The organism is Microcystis panniformis FACHB-1757 (assembly GCF_001264245.1).
Lineage (GTDB): Bacteria > Cyanobacteriota > Cyanobacteriia > Cyanobacteriales > Microcystaceae > Microcystis > Microcystis panniformis.
The window spans coordinates 1036958-1056632 of the sequence record NZ_CP011339.1; the positions used below are offsets into that span (position 1 = coordinate 1036958).

Annotated in this window: 22 protein-coding genes and 2 pseudogenes; 19 read left to right on the forward strand and 5 right to left on the reverse strand. The window is 42.6% G+C overall.

Translation table 11 applies throughout. The features are described from left to right. Window positions 1–274: 274 nt before the first annotated feature. The 8 genes from VL20_RS05100 (at window position 275) to VL20_RS05130 (ending at window position 6275) form a co-directional block, all read left to right on the forward strand. The gene (locus VL20_RS05100) at window positions 275–1057 is read left to right on the forward strand and encodes an ABC transporter ATP-binding protein (RefSeq protein WP_052275799.1); all 783 of its coding nucleotides are present in this window, start codon (window positions 275–277) and stop codon (window positions 1055–1057) included. A gap of 46 nt (window positions 1058–1103) precedes the next feature. Beyond that, the gene (locus VL20_RS05105) at window positions 1104–2438 is read left to right on the forward strand and encodes an MlaD family protein (RefSeq protein WP_052275800.1); all 1335 of its coding nucleotides are present in this window, start codon (window positions 1104–1106) and stop codon (window positions 2436–2438) included. Window positions 2439–2854: 416 nt separating this feature from the next. Then, complete coding sequence (gene wecB, locus VL20_RS05110) at window positions 2855–3958, forward strand: non-hydrolyzing UDP-N-acetylglucosamine 2-epimerase (RefSeq protein WP_052275801.1); 1104 nt, start codon at window positions 2855–2857, stop codon at window positions 3956–3958. 3 nt (window positions 3959–3961) lie between these two features. Beyond that, window positions 3962–4447, forward strand: coding sequence for a crossover junction endodeoxyribonuclease RuvC (locus VL20_RS05115; RefSeq protein ID WP_002763127.1), 486 nt, complete (start codon window positions 3962–3964; stop codon window positions 4445–4447). Window positions 4448–4716: 269 nt separating this feature from the next. Next, the gene (locus VL20_RS05120; RefSeq protein WP_002763128.1) at window positions 4717–4968 is read left to right on the forward strand and encodes a hypothetical protein; all 252 of its coding nucleotides are present in this window, start codon (window positions 4717–4719) and stop codon (window positions 4966–4968) included. Window positions 4969–4995: 27 nt separating this feature from the next. Beyond that, window positions 4996–5148 carry a hypothetical protein gene (locus VL20_RS27350; protein ID WP_284526009.1) on the forward strand — a complete coding sequence of 51 codons (153 nt, stop codon included), beginning with the start codon at window positions 4996–4998 and terminating at the stop codon, window positions 5146–5148. A 208-nt stretch (window positions 5149–5356) separates the two neighbouring features. After that, on the forward strand, window positions 5357–5602 hold the full coding sequence (locus VL20_RS05125; protein WP_080603664.1) for a type II toxin-antitoxin system RelE/ParE family toxin: 246 nt from the start codon (window positions 5357–5359) through the stop codon (window positions 5600–5602). Window positions 5603–5951: 349 nt separating this feature from the next. Then, the gene (locus VL20_RS05130) at window positions 5952–6275 is read left to right on the forward strand and encodes a helix-turn-helix domain-containing protein (RefSeq protein ID WP_052275802.1); all 324 of its coding nucleotides are present in this window, start codon (window positions 5952–5954) and stop codon (window positions 6273–6275) included. Here the strand turns inward: VL20_RS05130 and secF are convergent. Further along, window positions 6272–7204: a protein translocase subunit SecF gene (secF, locus tag VL20_RS05135; RefSeq protein WP_052275803.1), complete on the reverse strand. Its 933-nt coding sequence runs from the start codon at window positions 7202–7204 to the stop codon at window positions 6272–6274. The genes VL20_RS05130 and secF overlap by 4 nt on opposite strands. An 80-nt stretch (window positions 7205–7284) precedes the next feature. On the opposite strand from secF, the gene VL20_RS31575 reads away from it, so the two are divergent. Then, entirely contained in the window at window positions 7285–7422 is a 138-nt protein-coding gene (locus VL20_RS31575) for a hypothetical protein (RefSeq protein ID WP_167341533.1), read from the forward strand. Window positions 7423–7486: 64 nt separating this feature from the next. Here the strand turns inward: VL20_RS31575 and secD are convergent, their stop codons facing one another. Continuing rightward, complete coding sequence (gene secD, locus VL20_RS05140; RefSeq protein WP_052275804.1) at window positions 7487–8893, reverse strand: protein translocase subunit SecD; 1407 nt, start codon at window positions 8891–8893, stop codon at window positions 7487–7489. A 26-nt stretch (window positions 8894–8919) separates the two neighbouring features. Further along, window positions 8920–9903 (reverse strand): alpha-ketoacid dehydrogenase subunit beta, encoded by a 984-nt coding sequence (locus VL20_RS05145; protein ID WP_002742584.1) that lies wholly within the window; start codon window positions 9901–9903, stop codon window positions 8920–8922. On the opposite strand from VL20_RS05145, the gene VL20_RS31005 reads away from it, so the two are divergent. The 10 genes and pseudogenes from VL20_RS31005 to VL20_RS05185 all read left to right on the forward strand — a co-directional run bounded on the left by VL20_RS31005 (window position 9902) and on the right by VL20_RS05185 (window position 17013). Then, on the forward strand, window positions 9902–10066 hold the full coding sequence (locus tag VL20_RS31005) for a hypothetical protein (RefSeq protein WP_158499317.1): 165 nt from the start codon (window positions 9902–9904) through the stop codon (window positions 10064–10066). The genes VL20_RS05145 and VL20_RS31005 overlap by 2 nt on opposite strands. 173 nt (window positions 10067–10239) lie before the next feature. Further along, a complete protein-coding gene (locus VL20_RS05150) occupies window positions 10240–11808 on the forward strand; it encodes a YcjF family protein (protein ID WP_052275805.1) in 1569 nt (522 codons plus the stop codon). A gap of 80 nt (window positions 11809–11888) precedes the next feature. Beyond that, on the forward strand, window positions 11889–12485 hold the full coding sequence (yqeK, locus tag VL20_RS05155) for a bis(5'-nucleosyl)-tetraphosphatase (symmetrical) YqeK (protein ID WP_002763152.1): 597 nt from the start codon (window positions 11889–11891) through the stop codon (window positions 12483–12485). Window positions 12486–12540: 55 nt separating this feature from the next. Then, complete coding sequence (gene rsfS, locus VL20_RS05160; protein WP_002752120.1) at window positions 12541–12945, forward strand: ribosome silencing factor; 405 nt, start codon at window positions 12541–12543, stop codon at window positions 12943–12945. A gap of 5 nt (window positions 12946–12950) precedes the next feature. Next, complete coding sequence (locus tag VL20_RS05165; RefSeq protein WP_052275806.1) at window positions 12951–13454, forward strand: CGLD27 family protein; 504 nt, start codon at window positions 12951–12953, stop codon at window positions 13452–13454. A 15-nt stretch (window positions 13455–13469) separates the two neighbouring features. Beyond that, window positions 13470–14423: an asparaginase gene (locus tag VL20_RS05170; protein ID WP_052275807.1), complete on the forward strand. Its 954-nt coding sequence runs from the start codon at window positions 13470–13472 to the stop codon at window positions 14421–14423. 289 nt (window positions 14424–14712) lie between these two features. After that, entirely contained in the window at window positions 14713–14979 is a 267-nt protein-coding gene (locus tag VL20_RS05175) for a hypothetical protein (protein WP_052275808.1), read from the forward strand. Window positions 14980–15084: 105 nt separating this feature from the next. Further along, a pseudogene (locus VL20_RS33595) lies at window positions 15085–15156 on the forward strand (divergent PAP2 family protein); the annotation flags it as partial. 61 nt (window positions 15157–15217) lie between these two features. Further along, complete coding sequence (locus VL20_RS05180) at window positions 15218–16369, forward strand: AAA family ATPase (protein WP_052275809.1); 1152 nt, start codon at window positions 15218–15220, stop codon at window positions 16367–16369. Window positions 16370–16371: 2 nt separating this feature from the next. Next, window positions 16372–17013: pseudogene (locus VL20_RS05185) on the forward strand (DUF3226 domain-containing protein). Between the two features lie 86 nt (window positions 17014–17099). Here VL20_RS05185 and VL20_RS05190 read toward each other — a convergent pair. After that, a complete protein-coding gene (locus tag VL20_RS05190; RefSeq protein ID WP_052275810.1) occupies window positions 17100–18953 on the reverse strand; it encodes a peptidoglycan D,D-transpeptidase FtsI family protein in 1854 nt (617 codons plus the stop codon). Window positions 18954–19145: 192 nt separating this feature from the next. After that, window positions 19146–19667, reverse strand: a complete 522-nt coding sequence (locus VL20_RS05195; RefSeq protein ID WP_052275811.1) for a hypothetical protein — start codon at window positions 19665–19667, stop codon at window positions 19146–19148. Window positions 19668–19675 lie beyond the last annotated feature (8 nt).

Genomic DNA, 19675 nt, shown 5'->3' on the forward strand with positions numbered 1-19675 from the left:
TACGAAATCTTCACATTTGGTCGATTTTTGCTTAACAATTGAGATGGCCAATTCTCCTCAAATATGCCTGAATCGCTCTCTGGGTAAGCAACTCATATAAAGTTCATTTTGTCAAGGATTGTTAAGATGCGCTTACCCTGAGTTATCAGTTATCAGTTATCAGTTTTCAGTTCACTGATTACTGTTGACTGATTACTGTTTACTGTTCACTGAAAATACTTCCCACTTCCCCATCTCCCTAAAATTCCAGAGGTTATAAGATAATTAAGCGACGATGAAAGAACCGTTAATTGAATTGAGAGGAGTATCGAAAAGATTCGGGGATAACGTTATTCTCGAAGGTTTAGATTTAACCATTTATCGAGGGGAGGCCCTGGTAATTATCGGACCGTCGGGAACGGGAAAATCGACGGTTTTACGAGTAATTGCGGGATTAACGGGGATAAATGCGGGAGAAATTCGTATTAAAGGTCAATTGCGTCAGGGATTGCTAGAAGATGGTCGGGAAGCGATGCGAACTTCCTTAGTTTTTCAACAAACGGCCCTGTTTGATTCTCTCACCGTCGGGGAAAATGTCGGTTTTTATCTTTATGAACAAACTAATTTAAAAAAAGCCATAATTAGGGAATTAGTGGAAAAAAGCTTGGAAATGGTCGGTTTACAGGGAATTAGTAACCTTTATCCTTCGGAACTATCGGGGGGAATGCGTAAACGGGTGGCTTTTGCCCGCGCTATTATCACTAATCCCGATAATCCCGCCGATAATCCTGAATTACTGCTGTATGATGAACCTACCGCGGGATTAGACCCGATAGCTTCCACAATTATCGAGGATCTAGTGCGGACTCTCCATGAAAAATCGGGGTCTGCGAACACTTATGTAATGGTTTCTCACCAACAAAGTACCATCCGACGCACCGCCGATCGAGTAGTATTTCTCTATCAGGGAAAAGTGCAATGGCAGGGATTAGTGGCAGATATCGATCGTACCGATCATCCCATGATTCGGCAATTTTTTAGTGCCAGCATTGAAGGTCCGATTAGGACAATCGTTTAAGCTAGATTAAGCTAAATTAAGAACTATCGAGAATGAGAGAAAAATCATGCAGAGTTCGCGAGCTTTACGGGAAGGAAGACTAGGTTTGTTTGCCCTAGGCGGATTATTGGTCTTTGGGGCGCTCGCTATCTGGGTTCGCGGGGGAGGATTTGGTCAAAGAACCTATCAATTAATCTTCGAGTTTGCTGACGTGGAAGGGTTACAAGTCGGGGCGCCGGTACGTTTTCGCGGGGTGAGAGTGGGAAGAATTACGAGTTTTATCCCGGGGAGTAATCAAGTGGAAGTTATTGCCGAGATTGCTTCTGCTACTTTAGTTATGCCTAGGAAGGTAACTGTTACTACCAATCTTTCTGGATTAATTGGGGAGGCAGCCATCGATATCACTCCCTTAGTTTCTTTAAGTGCTGAGGCCAAAAATCTCGACCCTCTGGGTCCCGACTGTGATCAAGAGTTAATTCTCTGTAATAATAGTCGTTTACAGGGGACAACAGGAACACAATTAATGTCTAGTGTTGGTCGTTTAGTGGATACTTTTACCAGTCCTGAATTTGTGGGTAATCTCAATGATGTCACCAAAAATACCGCTATAGCGGCCCAAAAAATCGCCCGTTTATCCGATGATACCTCCCAAACTATCCGTAATGCCCAAAGAGAAATTTCTCGTCTATCTTTGGAATTAGCCGCCACCAGTCGCTCGGTGACTAATACGGCTAATAATGCCTCGCGTTTTATCAATACTTTAGATAGTACGGTTCAGGAAAATCGCAGTCAAATCAGCAGAACTTTTCAACAATCTTCCCAATTAGTCGCTAATCTTAATGGTGTTCTCAGCGAAAATCGGGGACAAATTGTTAATACTCTCGATAATATTAATCAAGCTAGTTTAGGTATTGGTAGTCTCGCTAATAATCTCAATAATACCGCCCTGAGGTTGAATGCTGGTTTAGATGAAATTGATACTAAACAAGTCATGCAAAATATCGAGACGATTTTGAATAATGCGGTGGAAACATCGAATAATTTACGAGAAATTACTAAAACTATTAACGATCCTGCTACAATTGTCGTGTTGCAAAAAACTCTCGAATCTGCTCGGGTGACTTTTGAAAATACTCAAAAAATCACCTCCGATATTGATGATTTAATCGGTGATCCCCAATTTCGCGAGAATTTAAGACGTTTAATTGATGGCTTAAGTAATCTGCTTTCTTCTGGGGAACAATTAGAATATAATTTGCGTATCGCTCAAACTTTAGATACCATGACTCAAGAGTTAGCTAAACAAAAAGTTTTGACTATCTCTCGACCTTCTTTAAATCCTAAGCAAATGCAACTCTATCCCCAATTTATCGTTCAACAACCCCCCACCAGTGAAAAATGACAAAACAGCACAATTCAAGCTATTTGCAGTGAACAGTAATCAGTGAAATGAGGCTCTTCGTTACTTGTTATGGTTCGATAGGGGGGCATAAATCGACTAAATCCTTATCTGGCAAGAGACTTAATTGATTAGTTCGCTCTAGAGCAAAAACAATTGACAAAAATCGCTAAATGCCTTTCTCTATAAGGGTTCCATCCCTTATAACCCCCGTCCATTGCATAACACAAACCGAAGAGCCTGAAATGAAAACTCACATTTGATAACTGATAACTGATAAGTACCTAGGCAAAATTATTTACACATGACGATCATTGCCCCGTAAGGGTTTTAGCTCGATCGGGCAGGTAATTAATTTTGCATGACTACTTAACTGATAACTGATAACTGATAACTGATAACTGATAACTGATAATAATATGTTGAAATCAATTTGTATTACTCTTGGAACTCGTCCCGAAGCGATTAAATTAGCTCCCGTTATTCGTGCTTTTCAAGAATCGGAACAGTTTCAAACCCATGTAATTCTGACGGGACAGCATAAAGAAATGGTAGCGCAGGTGATGGAATTATTTGCTTTAAAAGCAGATGAAAATCTGGATATTATGCAAACCCGTCAAACCTTAACTGATATTACTTGCCGCAGTTTACGCGGTTTAGAAACAGTTTTTGAGCGCATAAAACCAGATTTAATTATTGTGCAAGGTGATACTACTACTGCTTTTGCTGCTGCTTTAGCGGCTTTTTATCAACAAATTCCCATCGCCCATGTGGAAGCCGGATTAAGAACGAATGATATCTATAATCCCTATCCCGAAGAAGCTAATCGTCGCCTAATTTCTCAACTGACTACCCTACATTTTGCTCCCACAACTTTAGCCGTAGAAAATTTACAAAAATCTGGGGTGACAGGAAATATTCACCACACCGGCAATACGGTTATTGATGCTTTATTAACCGTAGCCAAAACCGCCCCAGAATGTCAAATTGCGGGCTTAAATTGGTCAGATTATCGGGTTTTATTAGCCACGGTTCACCGCCGGGAAAATTGGGGCGAACCCTTACAGGATATTATCAAAGGATTCACTTTGTTGTTAGAAAAATATGCCGATACAGCCCTATTATTACCCCTGCATCGCAATCCCACCGTCCGAGAACCAATTCAGTCCGCTTTGGGCAATCATCCCAGGGTATTTTTAACTGAACCTCTCGATTATGCCGAGTTAGTGGGGGCGATTCAACGCTGTTATTTATTATTAACTGATTCTGGGGGCATTCAAGAAGAAGCCCCTAGTTTAGGAAAACCAGTTTTAGTATTGCGAGAAACCACAGAAAGACCGGAAGCAGTGCAAGCGGGAACAGCGAAATTAATTGGGACTAATCCGGAGCAAATTTTAGCAGAAGCGGGAGAATTATTAGGGGATAAAATCGCCTATGATCGTATGGCTAATGCAATTAATCCTTTTGGAGATGGACAAGCATCCCAAAGAATCCTCCAAATCGTCCAAGATTTTTTGGCTTAATCTATGACTACTTGGTTGGGTATCGACCCCGGATTAGCGATTGTCGGTTGGGCTATTCTCCGGGATAATAGTGAGTTAATGCCGATTTTAGTCGATTACGGCACGATCGAAACTTCTAAAAATCTTTCTACTGCCCAGCGTTTGATCGAAATTGAACGGGATTTAAAGGAGTTAATCGCAGAATATAAACCGGGGGAAATTGCCGTGGAAATGCCCTTTTTTAACCGGCAAATCAAGGCAGCTGGTGGAGTCCTGCAAGCATTGGGAATTATCAATCTGGTTAGCTGTCGCGATGGAGGAATTGAACCGATTTTCCTCCATCAAGCTAGTTGGAAATGTCATCTCGGCCATGGTAGGGCCACTAAAGCGGAGGTGGCCGAACAAATTAAGTATTTATTCGGATTGACAAAAATGCCCATTAATGATGCTGTAGATGCTATAGCGATCGCATACGCTGCTTTCAGTGGCGTTCGCAATCAAATCTCTTGAAGCAATTTGACGAAATTGGCGCAAAAATTTAGCTGACAACTAAAAGCCATCTTTAAGCTTGCACTATCTTAGTTCGATGGGACGGTTGAAGATAATAAGGCCTTCAAATATCTTTGATTAGCGTTGGGTTTCCTTCCTCAACCCAACCTACCATATCAGCGATCGCACCAAAGGGTTTAAGTGTGGAATTGTGATAATTGTCATCGTCAATGCTAATAAAAATATGGTATAGTTCTTAAATGAGTATAAGTTTAAAATAATGAAAATAAATGAAAATAAAAGTTTCTCAAAAAAAGGGATCATCAAACGAAGTTAACCCTCAGTTAAAGCATATTGCCTATTCGATGGACGCACTGATTACAGGCTTTTATATTTGGTTGGGTTCTTTTTGTTGGCGATTGGGGGGTAGTGATGCAGAAGAAAGTTATCCAGGAACAATACATAGTTTTGCGGGTATCAGCTTAGTTTTACCTGGTTATCAAATTTTTACAACCTATAAAGGGAGTTATGACCCTCGATAAGCATCAAATTGATGGTCTTTAGGTATAATGGGGCTTGACCGGTGGTATCAGTTATATCACCATAAGCGAATGCGTAATACCCGTCCTATATCTTGGATTAAAGCGGCACGGAAAGATTTTCAAAAGTTTCCCAAGGAAGCCCAAGAAATTGTACTTGACGCTTTAACTAGGGCTTGCTGAATAAATCTAAAAACCTTGTTGGATAAGGCTTTTAGACTTTTTTGACCTCAAAAAGTGCCGACCATTGGAGGGATCGGGGGTAAAATTCAGGTACTTTTTCCCTGAAAATTAGGTAACTGACTACCTCAAAATCGGTAAAACCCTACACCCCACACCCCACACCCCACACCCTGCCCCCACCAACAAACTTTTTCAGCAGACCCTAACTATTGCAGCAGAAGGGGCAAAATCATCCCTAACCAAGCCTTTTAAGGGGATGGGTTCTGGTGTGTTCGAGATTGCTCTACCTTTCAAGGGGGATGCCTATCGAACTATCTATGCTGTCCAGTTAGGTGAGGCTATCTGGGTGATTCATGCCTTCCAGAAAAAATCCCCAAAAGGGATCAAAACACCACAGCAAGAAGTCGAAGTTATCAAAGCACGGCTCAAGCGATTGAAGGAGGAACTCTCTTGACATCCTCGCCGCCCTAAAAGTGCGGCGATTCCTAAACCTCACGATTTAAGTTTCTGCTTCCACCACCGTCGCATACCACAGTTAAAAAACCATGTACTGTCTTACACAGAGTCCACAGACTTTCGCCCCATTTCAGAAGCCCGATTCCCTGTGTCCCACGGTACGTTGACCGCCTATAGCTTCTTGTACTTGTTGCGCGCGACTTTTTACCCGGCCAAGCTTTTCTGGTCGGAACCCCCTAAGCCGAGTTTTCAAGGTGCTGCGCCGTCCACTTGGTTTTCGAGACTGGCCTTTTAATTCTAACGTAAAGCCAACCTAGAACGGCGGGGTTTCAGACCCAAAATTTCCGATGAGTGAAGAACAATTTGAACTGGTACAAGGTAGCGGGAATGTGTACCGCGATTTTGGCGATGTAGATGCGGACGTGCGACAAGCGAAAGCACTGCTTGCTGCTGAAATTATCAAGCTTCTGGAGAAGGAAGACTTATCAACCCGCGATGCTCAAGTGCGAACTGGAATTAATCACAGTGAATTTGTCCAGATTCGCCGTGCTAATTTGGGACGCTTTACTATTGACCGTTTGATATCAATTTTGGGTCGTCTCAATCAACAGGTTGAAATTACTATTACGACCCATCCAAGAACCACTGATTCTTCACCAATGGCATCCTAACTGTAATTGAGTGTGGGTCGAGGGGAACGACCGCGCCACCAAGCTAGTAGGGTACTAGCGATAAAAATACTCGAATAGGCCCCGGCTACGAAACCGATAATTAAAGCTAGGGCAAAATATTTTAAGGTGCTGCCACCAAAGAGAAAAATCGCCACCAGAGGCAATAAAGTGGTCAGGGTAGTATTAATCGAACGAGTTAGGGTTTGACTGACCGCATTATCGACAATTTCATCCACGGATAATTCGGGGGTATTGACAAAATTTTCCCGCACGCGATCATAAATTACCACTGTGTCATTAACAGAAAAACCCACAATTGTCAAGAGGGAAACCAAAAATAAACTATCCACTTCTACCCCCGCAATTAAGCCTAAAACCGCAAAGACCCCTAAAGTGATCAAAACGTCGTGCAGCAGGGCGACAATGGCAAAAAAAGCGTAATCCCGTTGAAAACGGAAGCTGAGATAGGCGGCAATGCCAAAAAAGGAAACTAATAAAGCTAAAAATCCTGACCTAAATAATTCTTGACCGATGGTCGGCCCAACTGTATCGATTTGACTGGTTTCGGGGTCAAAGGTGCCAATTTTCTGATTTAAGGTGTCGAGTAATTTCGTTCTCTGTTCTTCTACGAGGGTTTTCGTCCGCACCGATAAAGTATATTTATCCAACACCTGCACACTACTGTTACCCAATCCCTCCTCGTCTAAAATTGCTTGCACTTCAGCAGTAGTTAAGGGTTTCTCACAGTTATTCTTTTTGGCACAGGCTAATTCTATCTGAATTCTCGTCCCACCAACAAAATCTAAACTCGGTCGCAAAGGCGCTTGAATAGTGAACCAAGAAATCACCATGGCCAAAATACTACCAATCGTCAGCAGGGCCGATACTGTCCACCAAAAATTACGCTGTTTTGTAACGTTAAATGCCATATTTTTAAAGGAAAAAGGAAAAGGGAAAAAAGGGATTGGGGGAGTGGGGAGATTTTTCAGTTATCAGTAAGCAGTAATCAGTGGGGAAGTGGGGAAGTGGGGAAGTGGGGAAGTGGGGAAGTTGTCTCATCACCCTATCACCCCAAAACCCTATCACCCTATCTCCCTATCTCCCTATCTCCCTATCTCCCTATCTCCTCCTGACTACTGACTACTGACTACTGACTACTGACTACTGACTACTGATAACTGATAACTGATAACTGATAACTGATAACTGAATTATTGGTTTGCCGGTAAATTAGGGCAGAAAAGTTGGGGTTTTTGGCGAATGCTAGGGACGCTTAACACAGTGATTAACAGGAGAGTACGACTACAGGTTAAAGCGGTAAACATACTCACAGCTACCCCAATGGCTAAAGTTAAAGCAAAACCCTTGACTAATCCCGAACCCAACCAAAATAGGGCAGCACAGGCGATTAAAGTAGTGACATTACTATCAAGAATACTGGAAAAAGCCCGGTAAAATCCCGACTCCACCGCCCGAAATAGGGATTTTCCGGCCCTTAATTCCTCCCTGGTACGCTCAAAAATCAGTACATTTGCATCAACTGCCATGCCGATACTGAGGATAAATCCGGCAATACCGGGTAACGTCATCGTGACTCCCACTAGGGCAAAAGCCCCCAGAGAGAGAATAGTATAGATAATCAGGGAAACATCGGCAATAATCCCGGGTAAACGGTAATAAACCGCCATGAAGATTAAAACTAACAGTAAACCCACTAAACCGGCGTAGATACTACGACGGATGCTATCCTGGCCTAAAGTTGCCCCGACGGTGCGAATTTCTTCCACTTTAACGGGGAAAGGTAGAGAACCACCGCGCAATTGAATCGCTAGATCGTTGGCAGTTTCGGCGGTAAAATTACCAGTAATCACGGCCCGGCCTCCTGTAATTCCCGTTTGGGCAAACTGCACATCAACCACAGGGGCGCTAATTAATTCATTATCAAGGAAAATCCCAATACTGCGACCAGTACCCGCGATCGCTTTAGTTAGTTCGGCAAATTTACTGCCCCCTTCCGAGTCGAAAGTAATGGCCACTTCCCAGTTAGTGCCTTGGGTGGAACTAATAGTGGCATTTTGCAGATTTTTTCCAGTTAAGTCCACCGATTCAAATAAATTTAAAATCGCCTCTTTAGATTTTTGCAGAGATTGTTCTAGTTCGGCAATTTTAGCGGCATTTTCGGGTTTATTCTCGGCTTTGAGGGCGGCTAATTCCGCTTTTTTTTGTTGAAAAATTGAATATTCAGCCCGGAATTCTCCTTCTGTACCTTGTTTTTGCTGACGAAATTCTAATTGGGCCTGAACATTTAGGTTTCTCTCAGCTTCTTTGGGATTTGTGACCCCGGGTAGTTGCACGATTACCTGATTTTTACTGTCCACAGTCTGCACTAATGATTCAGAAACACCGAGGGCATTAACGCGATTTTCAATCACATTTTGTACGGCTTTTAAATCATTAGGTTGAATGGTTGTGACGGTTTCCGTGGGTTTAACCTGAATGGTTAATTGACTACCACCGCGCAGGTCTAAACCTAATTGTAGGGGTAACTTAATCAGGACGAAGATCGAGGCAATAACCAGACCGATGATCAGTAACAATAACCAATTTTGTCTCTGCATAACTTCAGTATCAAAAGGAGAATTTTTTAAATGCGATCGCCAACCATTTTTTGGACAGCTTCGACAATTTGATTAGGTTGAATAATCGTCAATCTTTCTAGATTACCGTTATAAGGTGTGGGGATATCTTGGGAAGATAATCTTAACACGGGGGCATCTAATTCATCGAATAACTGCTCGTTAATTAAAGCAATTAACTCGGAAGCAATTCCCGCCGTTTTCATACATTCTTCCACGATAATCACCCTGTGAGTCTTGCGAATCGAAGCGGCGATCGTCTCCATATCAAAGGGTTTCAGGGAAATTAAATCGATAATTTCTGGATCGTAGCCATCTTTTTCTAACTGTTTTAATGCCTGTAAACAGTGATGACGCATCCGCGAATAGGTGAGAATAGTTATATCTTCTCCCTTGCGAACGATTTCCGCCTTATCGAGGGGTAAAAGATACTCGCTATCAGGTAAATTTTCCTTGAGATTATAGAGAAGAACGTGTTCAAAGAAAAGCACGGGGTTATTATCTCTAATCGCCGATTTTAATAAACCTTTGGCATTGTAGGGAGTGGAACAAGCGACAATTTTTAGACCGGGTACCGCGTGAAAATAGGCCTCTAAACGTTGGGAATGTTCCGCACCTAATTGTCTCCCCACACCCCCCGGACCGCGGATAACCATGGGGATTTTAAAATTACCGCCGGAAGTATAACGTAACATCCCGGCATTGTTGGCAATTTGGTTAAAGGCAAGCAGAAGAAAACCCATATTCATGCCTTCAATAATCGGACGCAATCCCGTCATGGCTGCCCCCACTGCCATGCCCGTAAAACTATTTTCAGCGATGGGAGTATCTAAAACCCTTAAATCGCCATATTTTTTGTAGAGATCTTTGGTAACTTTGTAGGAACCACCGTAATGACCCACATCTTCACCCAAAACAAATACTGTCTGGTCGCGGCCCATTTCCTCATCGATCGCCTGTCGCAAAGCATTAAATAATAGGGTTTCTGCCATGTCAAGTCCCCGCTTACAATTCGGTCATCTTATCACTAAACTTATTATCTTACCCCTTTTCTGGTCCGAAGGAAGTGGGGAAGTGGGGAAGTGGGGAGGTGGGGAAGTGGGGAGGTGGGGAAGTGGGGAAGTGGGGAAGAACGTAGGTTGGGTTGAAGCATGAAACCCAACGCCCAATCATGTTACGCTACCGCTAACCCATCCTACAAATAATTGTGCCTCCCTACTGATGAATAAAAACAATTATGACTATAGATAATAGTCTATTCTAGTTCCCGACAATCGGCCGGCAAAGAACTAAGATCAAGATCAAGGAATCCCCTACCGTTAAAGCTGATGAAATTACCCCGTCTTGCCACTTTAATCATTGGTCTGAGCTTTATTTTCGGATTAATGTTGTGGTTAGTCAACTCTATCTATCGTCTTTACATCCAGATCGCCTTTACTGCTCCTATCTTAGCTAATATTCTGCTTTTGCTGATTATCGGACTGCTGGGCTTGCTAATATACGTTCTTTTGTACTACTTTTATCTGCTGCCCCAGCAGCAAAAAAGTCGCCGCGGGTTGCGTTCTTCCTCCCGTCCACCCCTAAAATTACCGGTAGAAAAAACCGAGGCCGCTGGGGAAACCTTAAAAGCTATCCGGCAACAAGTGGAGCAAATTCAAGATAAAGTAACCCAACAGGTTTTTATTAAGCGTTCCCAAGAAATTGAGCGAAGTTTAGCCAGAAAAGAAGTTAAAATCATCGTTTTCGGTACGGGATCGGCGGGAAAAACCTCCCTAATTAACGCCCTCATCGGTCAAATGGTGGGCAATGTGGAGGCAACCATGGGAACCACGGAAAAAGGGGAAACCTATAGTTTAAAAATGAAAGGTGTGAATCGGGAAATTCAAATTACCGATACCCCCGGCATTCTCGAAATTGGTGCAGCCGGAGGTCAAAGGGAACAGTTAGCGCGACAATTAGCCACGGAAGCAGATTTACTTTTATTTGTCATTGATAACGATATTCGACAATCGGAATACGCCCCTTTATTGCGTTTAATTGATATTGGTAAACGTTCTCTCTTAGTCTTTAATAAAATCGATCTCTATAGCGATGAAGATCGAGAAATGATTTTAAAACAATTACGAGAACGGCTAAAAGGAGTGGTTCTTTCAGCCGATATTATTGCCGTTACCGCTAATCCCCAACCAGTACAGTTAACCGGTGGACAAATCATCACACCAGAACCAGATATTTTAGCTTTAATTAAACGGTTGGCTTCAGTTTTACGGGCCGAAGGGGAGGATTTAGTGGCGGATAATATCCTCTTACAATCCCAAAGATTAGGAGAAGAAGCTAGGAAAATTATCGATCGCCAACGTCGTCGCCAAGCTGATAAAATTATCGATCGCTATCAGTGGATCGGTGCGGGAGTGATTGCTGTGACTCCCTTACCAGTGTTCGATCTGTTAGCAACGGCGGCGGTTAATGCTCAAATGGTCAGGGAAATTGGTCAAGTTTATGGCTGTGAAATTAACAGCGATCGAGGCAAGGAATTGGCTCTATCTTTGGGCAAAACTCTAGTTAGTTTGGGAGTAGTGAAAGGAGCAGTAGAATTATTAGCCAGAATCCTACAGTTAAATTTTACTACCTATATAGTCGGTAAGGCAATTCAAGGGGTCAGTGCCGCCTATTTAACCCGCATTGCCGGCAAAAGTTTTATTGAATATTTCCGTCAGGATCAAGACTGGGGTGACGGTGGTATGACGGAAGTGGTACAAAGACAATTTCAACTCAGTCGCAAGGAAGAATTTATTAAGTCTTTTGTGGCCGATGCGATCGGTAAAGTGGTACAACCTTTTCAGGATGATTGGCAGCAAGAAGAAGTTTTAGAAGCTAGTTGCGAGGATGATTGGTAAAGATCGAACCCGGGAGCAATAGGCAAAATTGTATAGTAATTGTTACAATCGTTTTGGGGTTCCACAAGGGCAAAAAAAAGATGCGACAGCAAGTTATCGACTGGTTAAAAGAAAACGTCAACGAACACCGTCTGCGACATATTCTCGGTGTGGAGACCATGTGTATTGATTTAGCTCGTCATCACGATCTCGATCCCGTCCAAGCAGGGCAAGCGGGATTACTACACGATCTGGCTAAATTTTTCAAGCCCAAAAAACTGCTAAAAATGGCGGAATCGGCGGGAATAGACGTGGATAATATCTGTTTATCCCATCCCCACTTACTCCACGCCGATGTGAGTGCAGTTGTCGCCCAAAAAGAATTTAACGTTACCGACGAGGAAATTCTCGAAGCAATTCGCAATCATACCCTCGGTAAACCCAATATGAGCGATCTTAGCTGTATAGTCTTTATTGCCGATGCCTTGGAACCCAATCGCGGCGATACACCCGAATTAAACGCCCTACGACAACTCAGCTATCAAAATCTCCATAAAAGCGTTCAACAAACCTGCGATTATTCCCTAAAATATCTTTTAAGTAGCCATTGTCCCATTCATCCCCGCACCGTGCTAACCCGCAACTGGGCGTTACAAATTGTTAAAGAACAACCAACAGAAACTAAAACCATTGATTAACATAATCTCAAGACTCGCTTACAACCACCTCAGCCAAAGGATAACCACAACCTGAATGACCAATCCCACTGGAATTATTACCCCCATCGCCGAAAATCTCAAGACCGAAAAATTTCTAGAGACAATTGTCACCGCTGCCGAGGACAAGAAAGCGGGGGACATCGCCATCCTGAAAGTCGCCGATATCTGTTATTTAACCGATTATTTTCTGATTATTACCGGCTATTCTACCACTCAAGTGCGAGCGATCGAGGATGCGATCGAAGCTGCTATGGAACTAGAATGGCAACAATCCCCCCGACAAGTGGAAGGAAAAAGCGAAGGTAGCTGGATCCTGATGGATTATGGCGATATCATTGTCCATATCTTTTTACCAAAAGAGCGAGAATTTTATAATTTAGAAGCATTTTGGGGTCATGCTCAACGGATTCCTCTACCTAGCGACCATTTGGAGGAGTAGAATCCATGAAATCCTCCCTTGATTTCTGTCCCGTCCCGGAAGAACAGCAACCGGTTAACGAGTACGAACAATTAAAAGAATCTTGGTTTTTCCGTTGGGCGACGCTAGATGTAGCCTCTTATACAAAAAAAATTGTCTGGTTATGGTTATGGACATGGTTAATTGTCGGACCGATTGCCGCCGCTAGTTTTCCCCTCAAAAAAGCCCCTTTTCTCTTCTTCTGCGCGGGGATTTTTGGCTCGACAATTTTGGTAGGATTGGTGTTATTGCGCTTGTATTTAGGCTGGATCTACGTCTATGATCGCTTGCAATCGGAGAAAGTATTTTATGAAGAGTCGGGCTGGTACGATGGCCAAATCTGGACAAAAACCGCCGCCATTTTAACCCGCGATCGTTTAATCGTCTCCTATCAAATCCAGCCCATTCTCCAGCGTTTACAAAAAACCGCCCTGATTCTAGGGGCAATTATCGCTATCAGTGGTCTTTTCTGGCTATTTTTCACTCACTAACCGCAACCAATCTGAATGAATAGGGTAAAACGTTCACCAACCCACCGCTTAGAAATTCATCTCCTCCGGGAAGGTATTATTGAATCGGTCCATCATGTCGAGGCCGCTATTTGCGATGACCGCGGCCGGGTATTATCCACCGCCGGCAGCGCCGAAACTAGCGCCTTTATTCGTTCGGCCCTGAAACCTTTTCAAGCACTGGCTGTCATCAGTACCGGCACCCTCGAACGCTACGATCTCAACGATAAGGATCTAGCCATTATCTGTAGTTCTCACCAAGGCACGGTGGAACACGCCCGTCAAGTCTTTAATATTCTCTGGCGTGCCGATATCGATCCTAATGCCCTGCAATGTCCTCTCCCGGAAGGTAAACCCAGTCGCTTGCAGTACAATTGTTCTGGTAAACACGCCGGGATGTTAGCGGTGTGTCAACAGCGTGGCTGGCCGTTAAATAGCTATCTGCGGCGTTCTAGTCAGATACAGAAGCTAATTTTAAGCAAAATTGCCGAATTATTGGGGATGCCAGGAGATGAATTAATCAGCGCCCATGATGACTGCGGTGCGCCCACCTATTCAATGCAGTTGGGGCAAATGGCCCATCTCTACGCCCAGTTAGCCTCTGGCAACCGTTTAGACTTAGAAAGAATCGTCCGGGCGATGACCTATCATCCCCGCATGGTAGCAGGAGAAGGGGCTTTTGACACGGAATTAATGCAGGTTAGCCAAGGGGAAATCGTCAGTAAAGCTGGGGCCGAAGGGATTCAATGTATTGGGCGCGTCGGTGAGGGTTTAGGATTAGCAATAAAAGCCCTAGATGGTTCCAAACGGGCTAAATATGCGGCCGCTTTGCAAATTCTTAAACAGTTAGGCTGGATTACTCCCAATGTGGCCGAATCTCTCTCGGAAAAATTCCTCAAAATCGGCAGTTATACCCGCTTGGAAGTGGTGGGAGAAATGGCTTTATTGTAAGTAGTGGGTTGACCCAAGGTAACACATCAAAAACTTTTCTTTTTGGTGTGTTAGGGCAGTATTTATAAGTAGCTGGTTATAATTAAATTAAAAATGGATTTTAGGTTCGATCCCCCCTGCCCCCCTTAATAAGGGGGGTGCCGATAGGCGGGGGATATCCCCTTGATAAGGTAGGGTTGATTCATGAATCAACCCTACCCTTGATAACGGGGGTGTCTGATAATTTTTAACGCCTACCTACTTATCTTGATTTTTTTCCTCAAAAACCGAACTTCGGAGTACAATACCTATGACTAAATTAATTCAAGAAACTTTCGAGCAAATTGCACTGCTTTCTGAAGAACAACAAGATAGCCTGGCAACCTATCTAAAAAAACACCTAGCTGAATTTTTAGAAGAAGCGGAAAAAGAACGACGAATTGCAGAAGGGATTTATACCATAAGTGATTTTAACGAAAAAACTCAACAAGCTATTCAGAATATTGAAGAGGAAAAAAACTTAACTGTTGGCAAGGATGAAGTTGAACTGTATCAGCAGCTAGGAATTTATCGCTAACCTGATTATATGATGTCATTAATCTCTAGAGTCAGCGATTCCCTCTGTAGTCATGTTTTTGCTGGTTTTCTGCCCCGAAACCAGCTATAATGCTCGAAAGGTGAAAAGGGACTAAAAGCGCTGATTGAGTTAATCTGTGATGGTAAGGTGAGTCTGCGCTATCTAGTCTCGTCGGGGCTTTGGCTACTGGGGTTGAGATAAACTAGATTTAATAACTAAAAATCCGGGGTAATCACTCATGTTACAATCCCTAAAAATTGAAGGCTTTCGCGGGTTTCAGAATTTTGAGATGGCCAATCTTGGTCGAATTAATCTCTTAGTGGGTAAAAATAATAGCGGTAAAACTTCTATTTTAGAAGCGATTCAGTTTTTGTATGCTCAGAATAATATAGATATATTTCTTGAAACTATTAGCTATAGAGGTGAGTTTGGTTGGTCAGAAAGTAATCTACCTAGTCGCACTAAAGTTTTTGAAATTTGTCATTTATTTCCTGGGCATGAAATCGTCCCAAGTCAGGAAATTATTATCATTGGTTCTAGAAAATCACATCAGGAAAGTGTTACTATTTCTGTGAAAAGTATTCCTATACAACTATCTCCATTTTCAGACAAAAATGATGATTTAAATAATGATAATATTTTCGACGATGAGGAATGGAATAAACTTCTTTTAAGTATTAGATGGAGTCAATCACAAAAACCTATTGAACTGGAACTTCTTGCCAACGGTACTCTTGCCAGAGATTCCACAAGAAGAATGGCTAGTTTAAGCAGAATTTCCCATAAAATAGGTATTAATAATAAAATTGAATTGAAGTTCTTAACACCATTTTCTCTAACAAGTTCTGATATGGCAGCACTTTTTGATAACATTGTTCTCTCTCCTTTAGAAGATTTAATTATTGAATCTTTGAAAATTATTGAGCCAAAAATTGAAAGGATAGCCAGTGTTGGTTCTGGCAAGTATTTAACTTCAAATAACCTAGGTGTTAGAGGTGGGTTTTTAATCAAAATTAAAAATCATGATCAACCTATACCTATTGGCAGTTTAGGTGATGGATTTTGGCGAATGTTAGGATTAGTTTTAGCGATGGTTAATCTTGAAAATGGAATTTTATTAGTTGATGAAATTGATAGCGGATTGCATTTTACTGTCATGACTGATATGTGGAAAGTAGTCTGGGAAACCGCCAAAAAACTCAATATTCAGGTATTTGCCACCACTCACAGCCGCGATTGTTGGCAAAGTTTAGGCGAATTAATTACCGAAGAAAAAATTACCGATAACGAGATTACTATTCAAAGGATAGATAGGGAAAAAAGCCAATCTGTAATCTTTGATCCAGAAGAAATTGTTATTGCTTCTACAAGTAATCTTGAGGTGCGGTAACAATGCCTAAAATAGAGACAAAAAAGTTATTAGTGGAAGGTGCAGAGGAATTGAGAGTTATTCCCCAATTAATGGCAGCAAATGGAGTTACTTGGAATAGAGGGTAAGAACCATTGAATATCATAAATTGTGATGGTGTTGAAAATTTACTAAAACCTAAATATATCTCTACGCAACTAAAAACTCCTAACGGACTAACTCATTTAGGAATTATTATGGATGCGGACGAAGAACCTGATAATCGTTGGAAAAGTTTATATAATGCCTGTTTACCAAATATACCTAACTTACCTCAAAATTTACCAGCAGAGGGATTAATTATAACTCTAGAATCGGGGATAAAATTCGGTGTGTGGATGATGCCCGATAATCAATCTAGAGGGATGTTAGAGACTTTTTTAGCCTATTTAGTTCCCGATAATAATCTTTGGCAATATACACAAAACAAGGTGATAGAGGCAAAACAACAAGGGGCAACCTATAGGGATTATCATCTAGATAAGGCTAATATTCATACCTATTTAGCTTGGCAAGATCCTCCGGGGAAACAACTTCACGATGCAGTCAAACAAAGAATACTTAATCGCTCCCATCCCCAATCGGCAAATTTTTTGAGATGGTTACAGGAGTTATACGAGATTTGATAGAAGTATGGATCGAAATGGGAATGACAGCCCCATAATATTTCTCTGTGCTTTGTTAAATAAAGCCTCTTTCAAAAAGACTTAAATTAATCCTGCCGCGGGGGTTTATTGGTCGCAGAACCCGCCGGAACGACCTTGGAGGTGGGGGGGATACCTTTGAGGGAAATGAGCGTATTCATCACCGTTTTTGCCACAGGAGCGGCAACAGTGGAGCCAAAAGTATTGGCACCCTTGGGTTCATCCACCACCACCAAAACCACATAACGGGGCGATTCGATCGGTAAAATCGCGACAAAACTGGTAATTTTGGCGTTAGGTAGATAACCCCCCGTCGGACTAGCTTTTTGTGCGGTTCCCGTTTTGCCTCCGATGCGATAACCGGGGATTTGGGCCGCTACCCCCGTCCCCTTGCTGACGACGGTTTCCATCATTTCCACCACTTGCCGGGCTACGGTGGGAGAAAAGACTTTTTTGCTGGGATAATCGGGCTGCCAGTGCAAACGGCCGCGGTCGTCGGCTAATCCTTTGATCACATGGGGAGTTACCAAGGTACCACCATTGGCCAGCGCACCGTGCAATTGTACTAATTTTAAAGGCGTTAGGGATAAACCTTGACCAAAAGAAGCGGTGGCCGATTCAATGGCATTATCCAGAAATTCTTGTTCGGGTTTGAGATATCCTGACACTTCTCCGGGTAAATCTACACCAACCCTTTGATTTATGTCCAATCCTAATAAACTTTTATAGAAATCAACTCGCCCCATTTTTTGGGCAATTTGCACCATGGCCACGTTACTAGAGGTTTGCAGAACTCGGGCCATATCTAGCGTCCCATAACCCTGTTTAGAGGCATTTTTAATCGTCCAGGGACCGACAGTAATTGCCCCCGGATCATTGACTACTGTATTAGCTTTAATTGCCCCTGCTTTCATGGCCAGGGCGATAATAATTGGTTTAAAAGTTGACCCCGGTTCGTACTGATCGGCTACAGTCCAATTTTTAAATAGAGCCACATTGGCTTTATAATATTCATTGGGGTTAAAAGTTGGCTCACAAACTAGGGCTAAAAGAGAACCATCAAGGGAGTCCATGACGATGACAGCCCCCCGTTTAGCATTAAATTTTTTTAGCTGTTCTCGTAGGGCTGTGCGGGCGGCTCTTTGTAGTTTTAAATCGAGGGTTACTTCTAACTGTAATTCATCAAATTGAAAGATACCATCGGGAACAAAAGCTGGTAAAATTCGCCCGTCTCCCATGCGTCTTGTATTGACAGAAAAAGGGTCTCTTTCTAATAACTGACTGGAACCTCGTTCTAATCCTGCTTGACCACGATGTTCTTTATCTACATAGCCAATCACGTCGGCTGCCACATCGTCTTGGGGATAATAACGAGCGTACTTTTCCTCTAATTCTACACCGTCAAGAGATAATTGTTTTAATCCCCTAGCCACGGATTCGGTTAATTGATTGGCTAAACGAATTCCTGTTTCTTTTTCTTTAAATCTTTGAATCAGTTGATTAGTAGGAATATTTAATAAAGGAGCTAATTTATCAGCCACTTCTGCCGGCGGAATAGCAAACAGTTTTGGGTGTACATAAAGAGTATAAATCAAGCGATCGGTCGCCAAAACATTACCATTACTATCGACGATCGCCCGTCGGGGAATATAGGGTCTAATACTGGTAGTTTGCTGTTTTCTGGCTCTTTTTTGTAATTCCTGTCCTTGTACTATTTGTAACTGATACAATCGCCAAGCTAAACCCACAATACCCATGACTAAAATCAACCACACCGCCACCAATCGCCCGTTACTCAAAGGCATTTTTTTTAACTGTTGTTGCCGTTTTTTGGCGGTTAAATAGGACTTTCTGTCCCGGATCCTGCCCGAGGGCGATCGAGTTTCTTTACCTCTAAATCTGGGTCTTTTTGTGTCAGTCATGAGCAGTATCTTTCAGTGATCAGTAATCAGTGATCAGTAAACAGTAATCAGTAATCAGTGATCAGTGATCAGTAAACAGTAAACAGTGATCAGTAAACAGACAGTAGGAAACTTCTATTTAATACTGCACACTTAAAAACTCACATCTGATAACTTTTAACTTACCCACTGATAACTGATAACTGATAACTGTTAATAGGCACTTCTCGGTCGAGAATTGACGGTAGATTGGGGTTGAGAAGCGGTGGCCGGTTTCAGGTTAGGGGCAGATTTACGCTGTAAAAAGATAGTTTGGAAGGGTTGGGGATGAGTTAATCCGGTTTCGGGTTTTTCTGCTTGTTGAGCTAGTTGATGTTTAAGGGTTTCATTGGTGGCCAAAAGATGGCGCTCGTGACGTTGCAGTGTTTCCAGTTTACCAAATTCTTTGTCCCAAACCTTGGGAATATATACCGTCCAAGCATATATTCCCAGAGTCGAACCCAACAGACAAAAAGTAATCACGGCCACTATTCTTTCTAGGAGGCAAAGGGAACGTAATTGACGCGAGGCTAATTGTTTTTGTGTCGGGGCCACGGGAACTCTCACCACCGATTTAGTCGTCGGTTTTACTGTTGGGGTCGTCTGATTTACTGGTGACTGGGGACGGTGTTGACTGCCTTGGCTTTTTTGGCGAGAAACGGGAACGGGAATATAGGACTTATGGGCAGCAGACATGATTTTCT

Coding starts and splice junctions, on each gene's coding strand:
- VL20_RS05190 (WP_052275810.1), bottom strand. CDS start 18,953: ATGACTGACACAAAAAGACCCAGATTTAGAGGTAAAGAAACTCGATCG.
- VL20_RS05150 (WP_052275805.1), top strand. CDS start 10,240: ATGAAATTACCCCGTCTTGCCACTTTAATCATTGGTCTGAGCTTTATT.
- VL20_RS05105 (WP_052275800.1), top strand. CDS start 1,104: ATGCAGAGTTCGCGAGCTTTACGGGAAGGAAGACTAGGTTTGTTTGCC.
- VL20_RS05195 (WP_052275811.1), bottom strand. CDS start 19,667: ATGTCTGCTGCCCATAAGTCCTATATTCCCGTTCCCGTTTCTCGCCAA.
- VL20_RS05165 (WP_052275806.1), top strand. CDS start 12,951: ATGAAATCCTCCCTTGATTTCTGTCCCGTCCCGGAAGAACAGCAACCG.
- rsfS (WP_002752120.1), top strand. CDS start 12,541: ATGACCAATCCCACTGGAATTATTACCCCCATCGCCGAAAATCTCAAG.
- VL20_RS05130 (WP_052275802.1), top strand. CDS start 5,952: ATGAGTGAAGAACAATTTGAACTGGTACAAGGTAGCGGGAATGTGTAC.
- VL20_RS05120 (WP_002763128.1), top strand. CDS start 4,717: ATGAAAATAAAAGTTTCTCAAAAAAAGGGATCATCAAACGAAGTTAAC.
- VL20_RS05180 (WP_052275809.1), top strand. CDS start 15,218: ATGTTACAATCCCTAAAAATTGAAGGCTTTCGCGGGTTTCAGAATTTT.
- secF (WP_052275803.1), bottom strand. CDS start 7,204: ATGGCATTTAACGTTACAAAACAGCGTAATTTTTGGTGGACAGTATCG.
- VL20_RS31005 (WP_158499317.1), top strand. CDS start 9,902: ATGTCAAGTCCCCGCTTACAATTCGGTCATCTTATCACTAAACTTATT.
- VL20_RS05115 (WP_002763127.1), top strand. CDS start 3,962: ATGACTACTTGGTTGGGTATCGACCCCGGATTAGCGATTGTCGGTTGG.
- VL20_RS27350 (WP_284526009.1), top strand. CDS start 4,996: ATGGGGCTTGACCGGTGGTATCAGTTATATCACCATAAGCGAATGCGT.
- VL20_RS05145 (WP_002742584.1), bottom strand. CDS start 9,903: ATGGCAGAAACCCTATTATTTAATGCTTTGCGACAGGCGATCGATGAG.
- VL20_RS05175 (WP_052275808.1), top strand. CDS start 14,713: ATGACTAAATTAATTCAAGAAACTTTCGAGCAAATTGCACTGCTTTCT.
- yqeK (WP_002763152.1), top strand. CDS start 11,889: ATGCGACAGCAAGTTATCGACTGGTTAAAAGAAAACGTCAACGAACAC.
- VL20_RS05100 (WP_052275799.1), top strand. CDS start 275: ATGAAAGAACCGTTAATTGAATTGAGAGGAGTATCGAAAAGATTCGGG.
- VL20_RS05170 (WP_052275807.1), top strand. CDS start 13,470: ATGAATAGGGTAAAACGTTCACCAACCCACCGCTTAGAAATTCATCTC.
- wecB (WP_052275801.1), top strand. CDS start 2,855: ATGTTGAAATCAATTTGTATTACTCTTGGAACTCGTCCCGAAGCGATT.
- secD (WP_052275804.1), bottom strand. CDS start 8,893: ATGCAGAGACAAAATTGGTTATTGTTACTGATCATCGGTCTGGTTATT.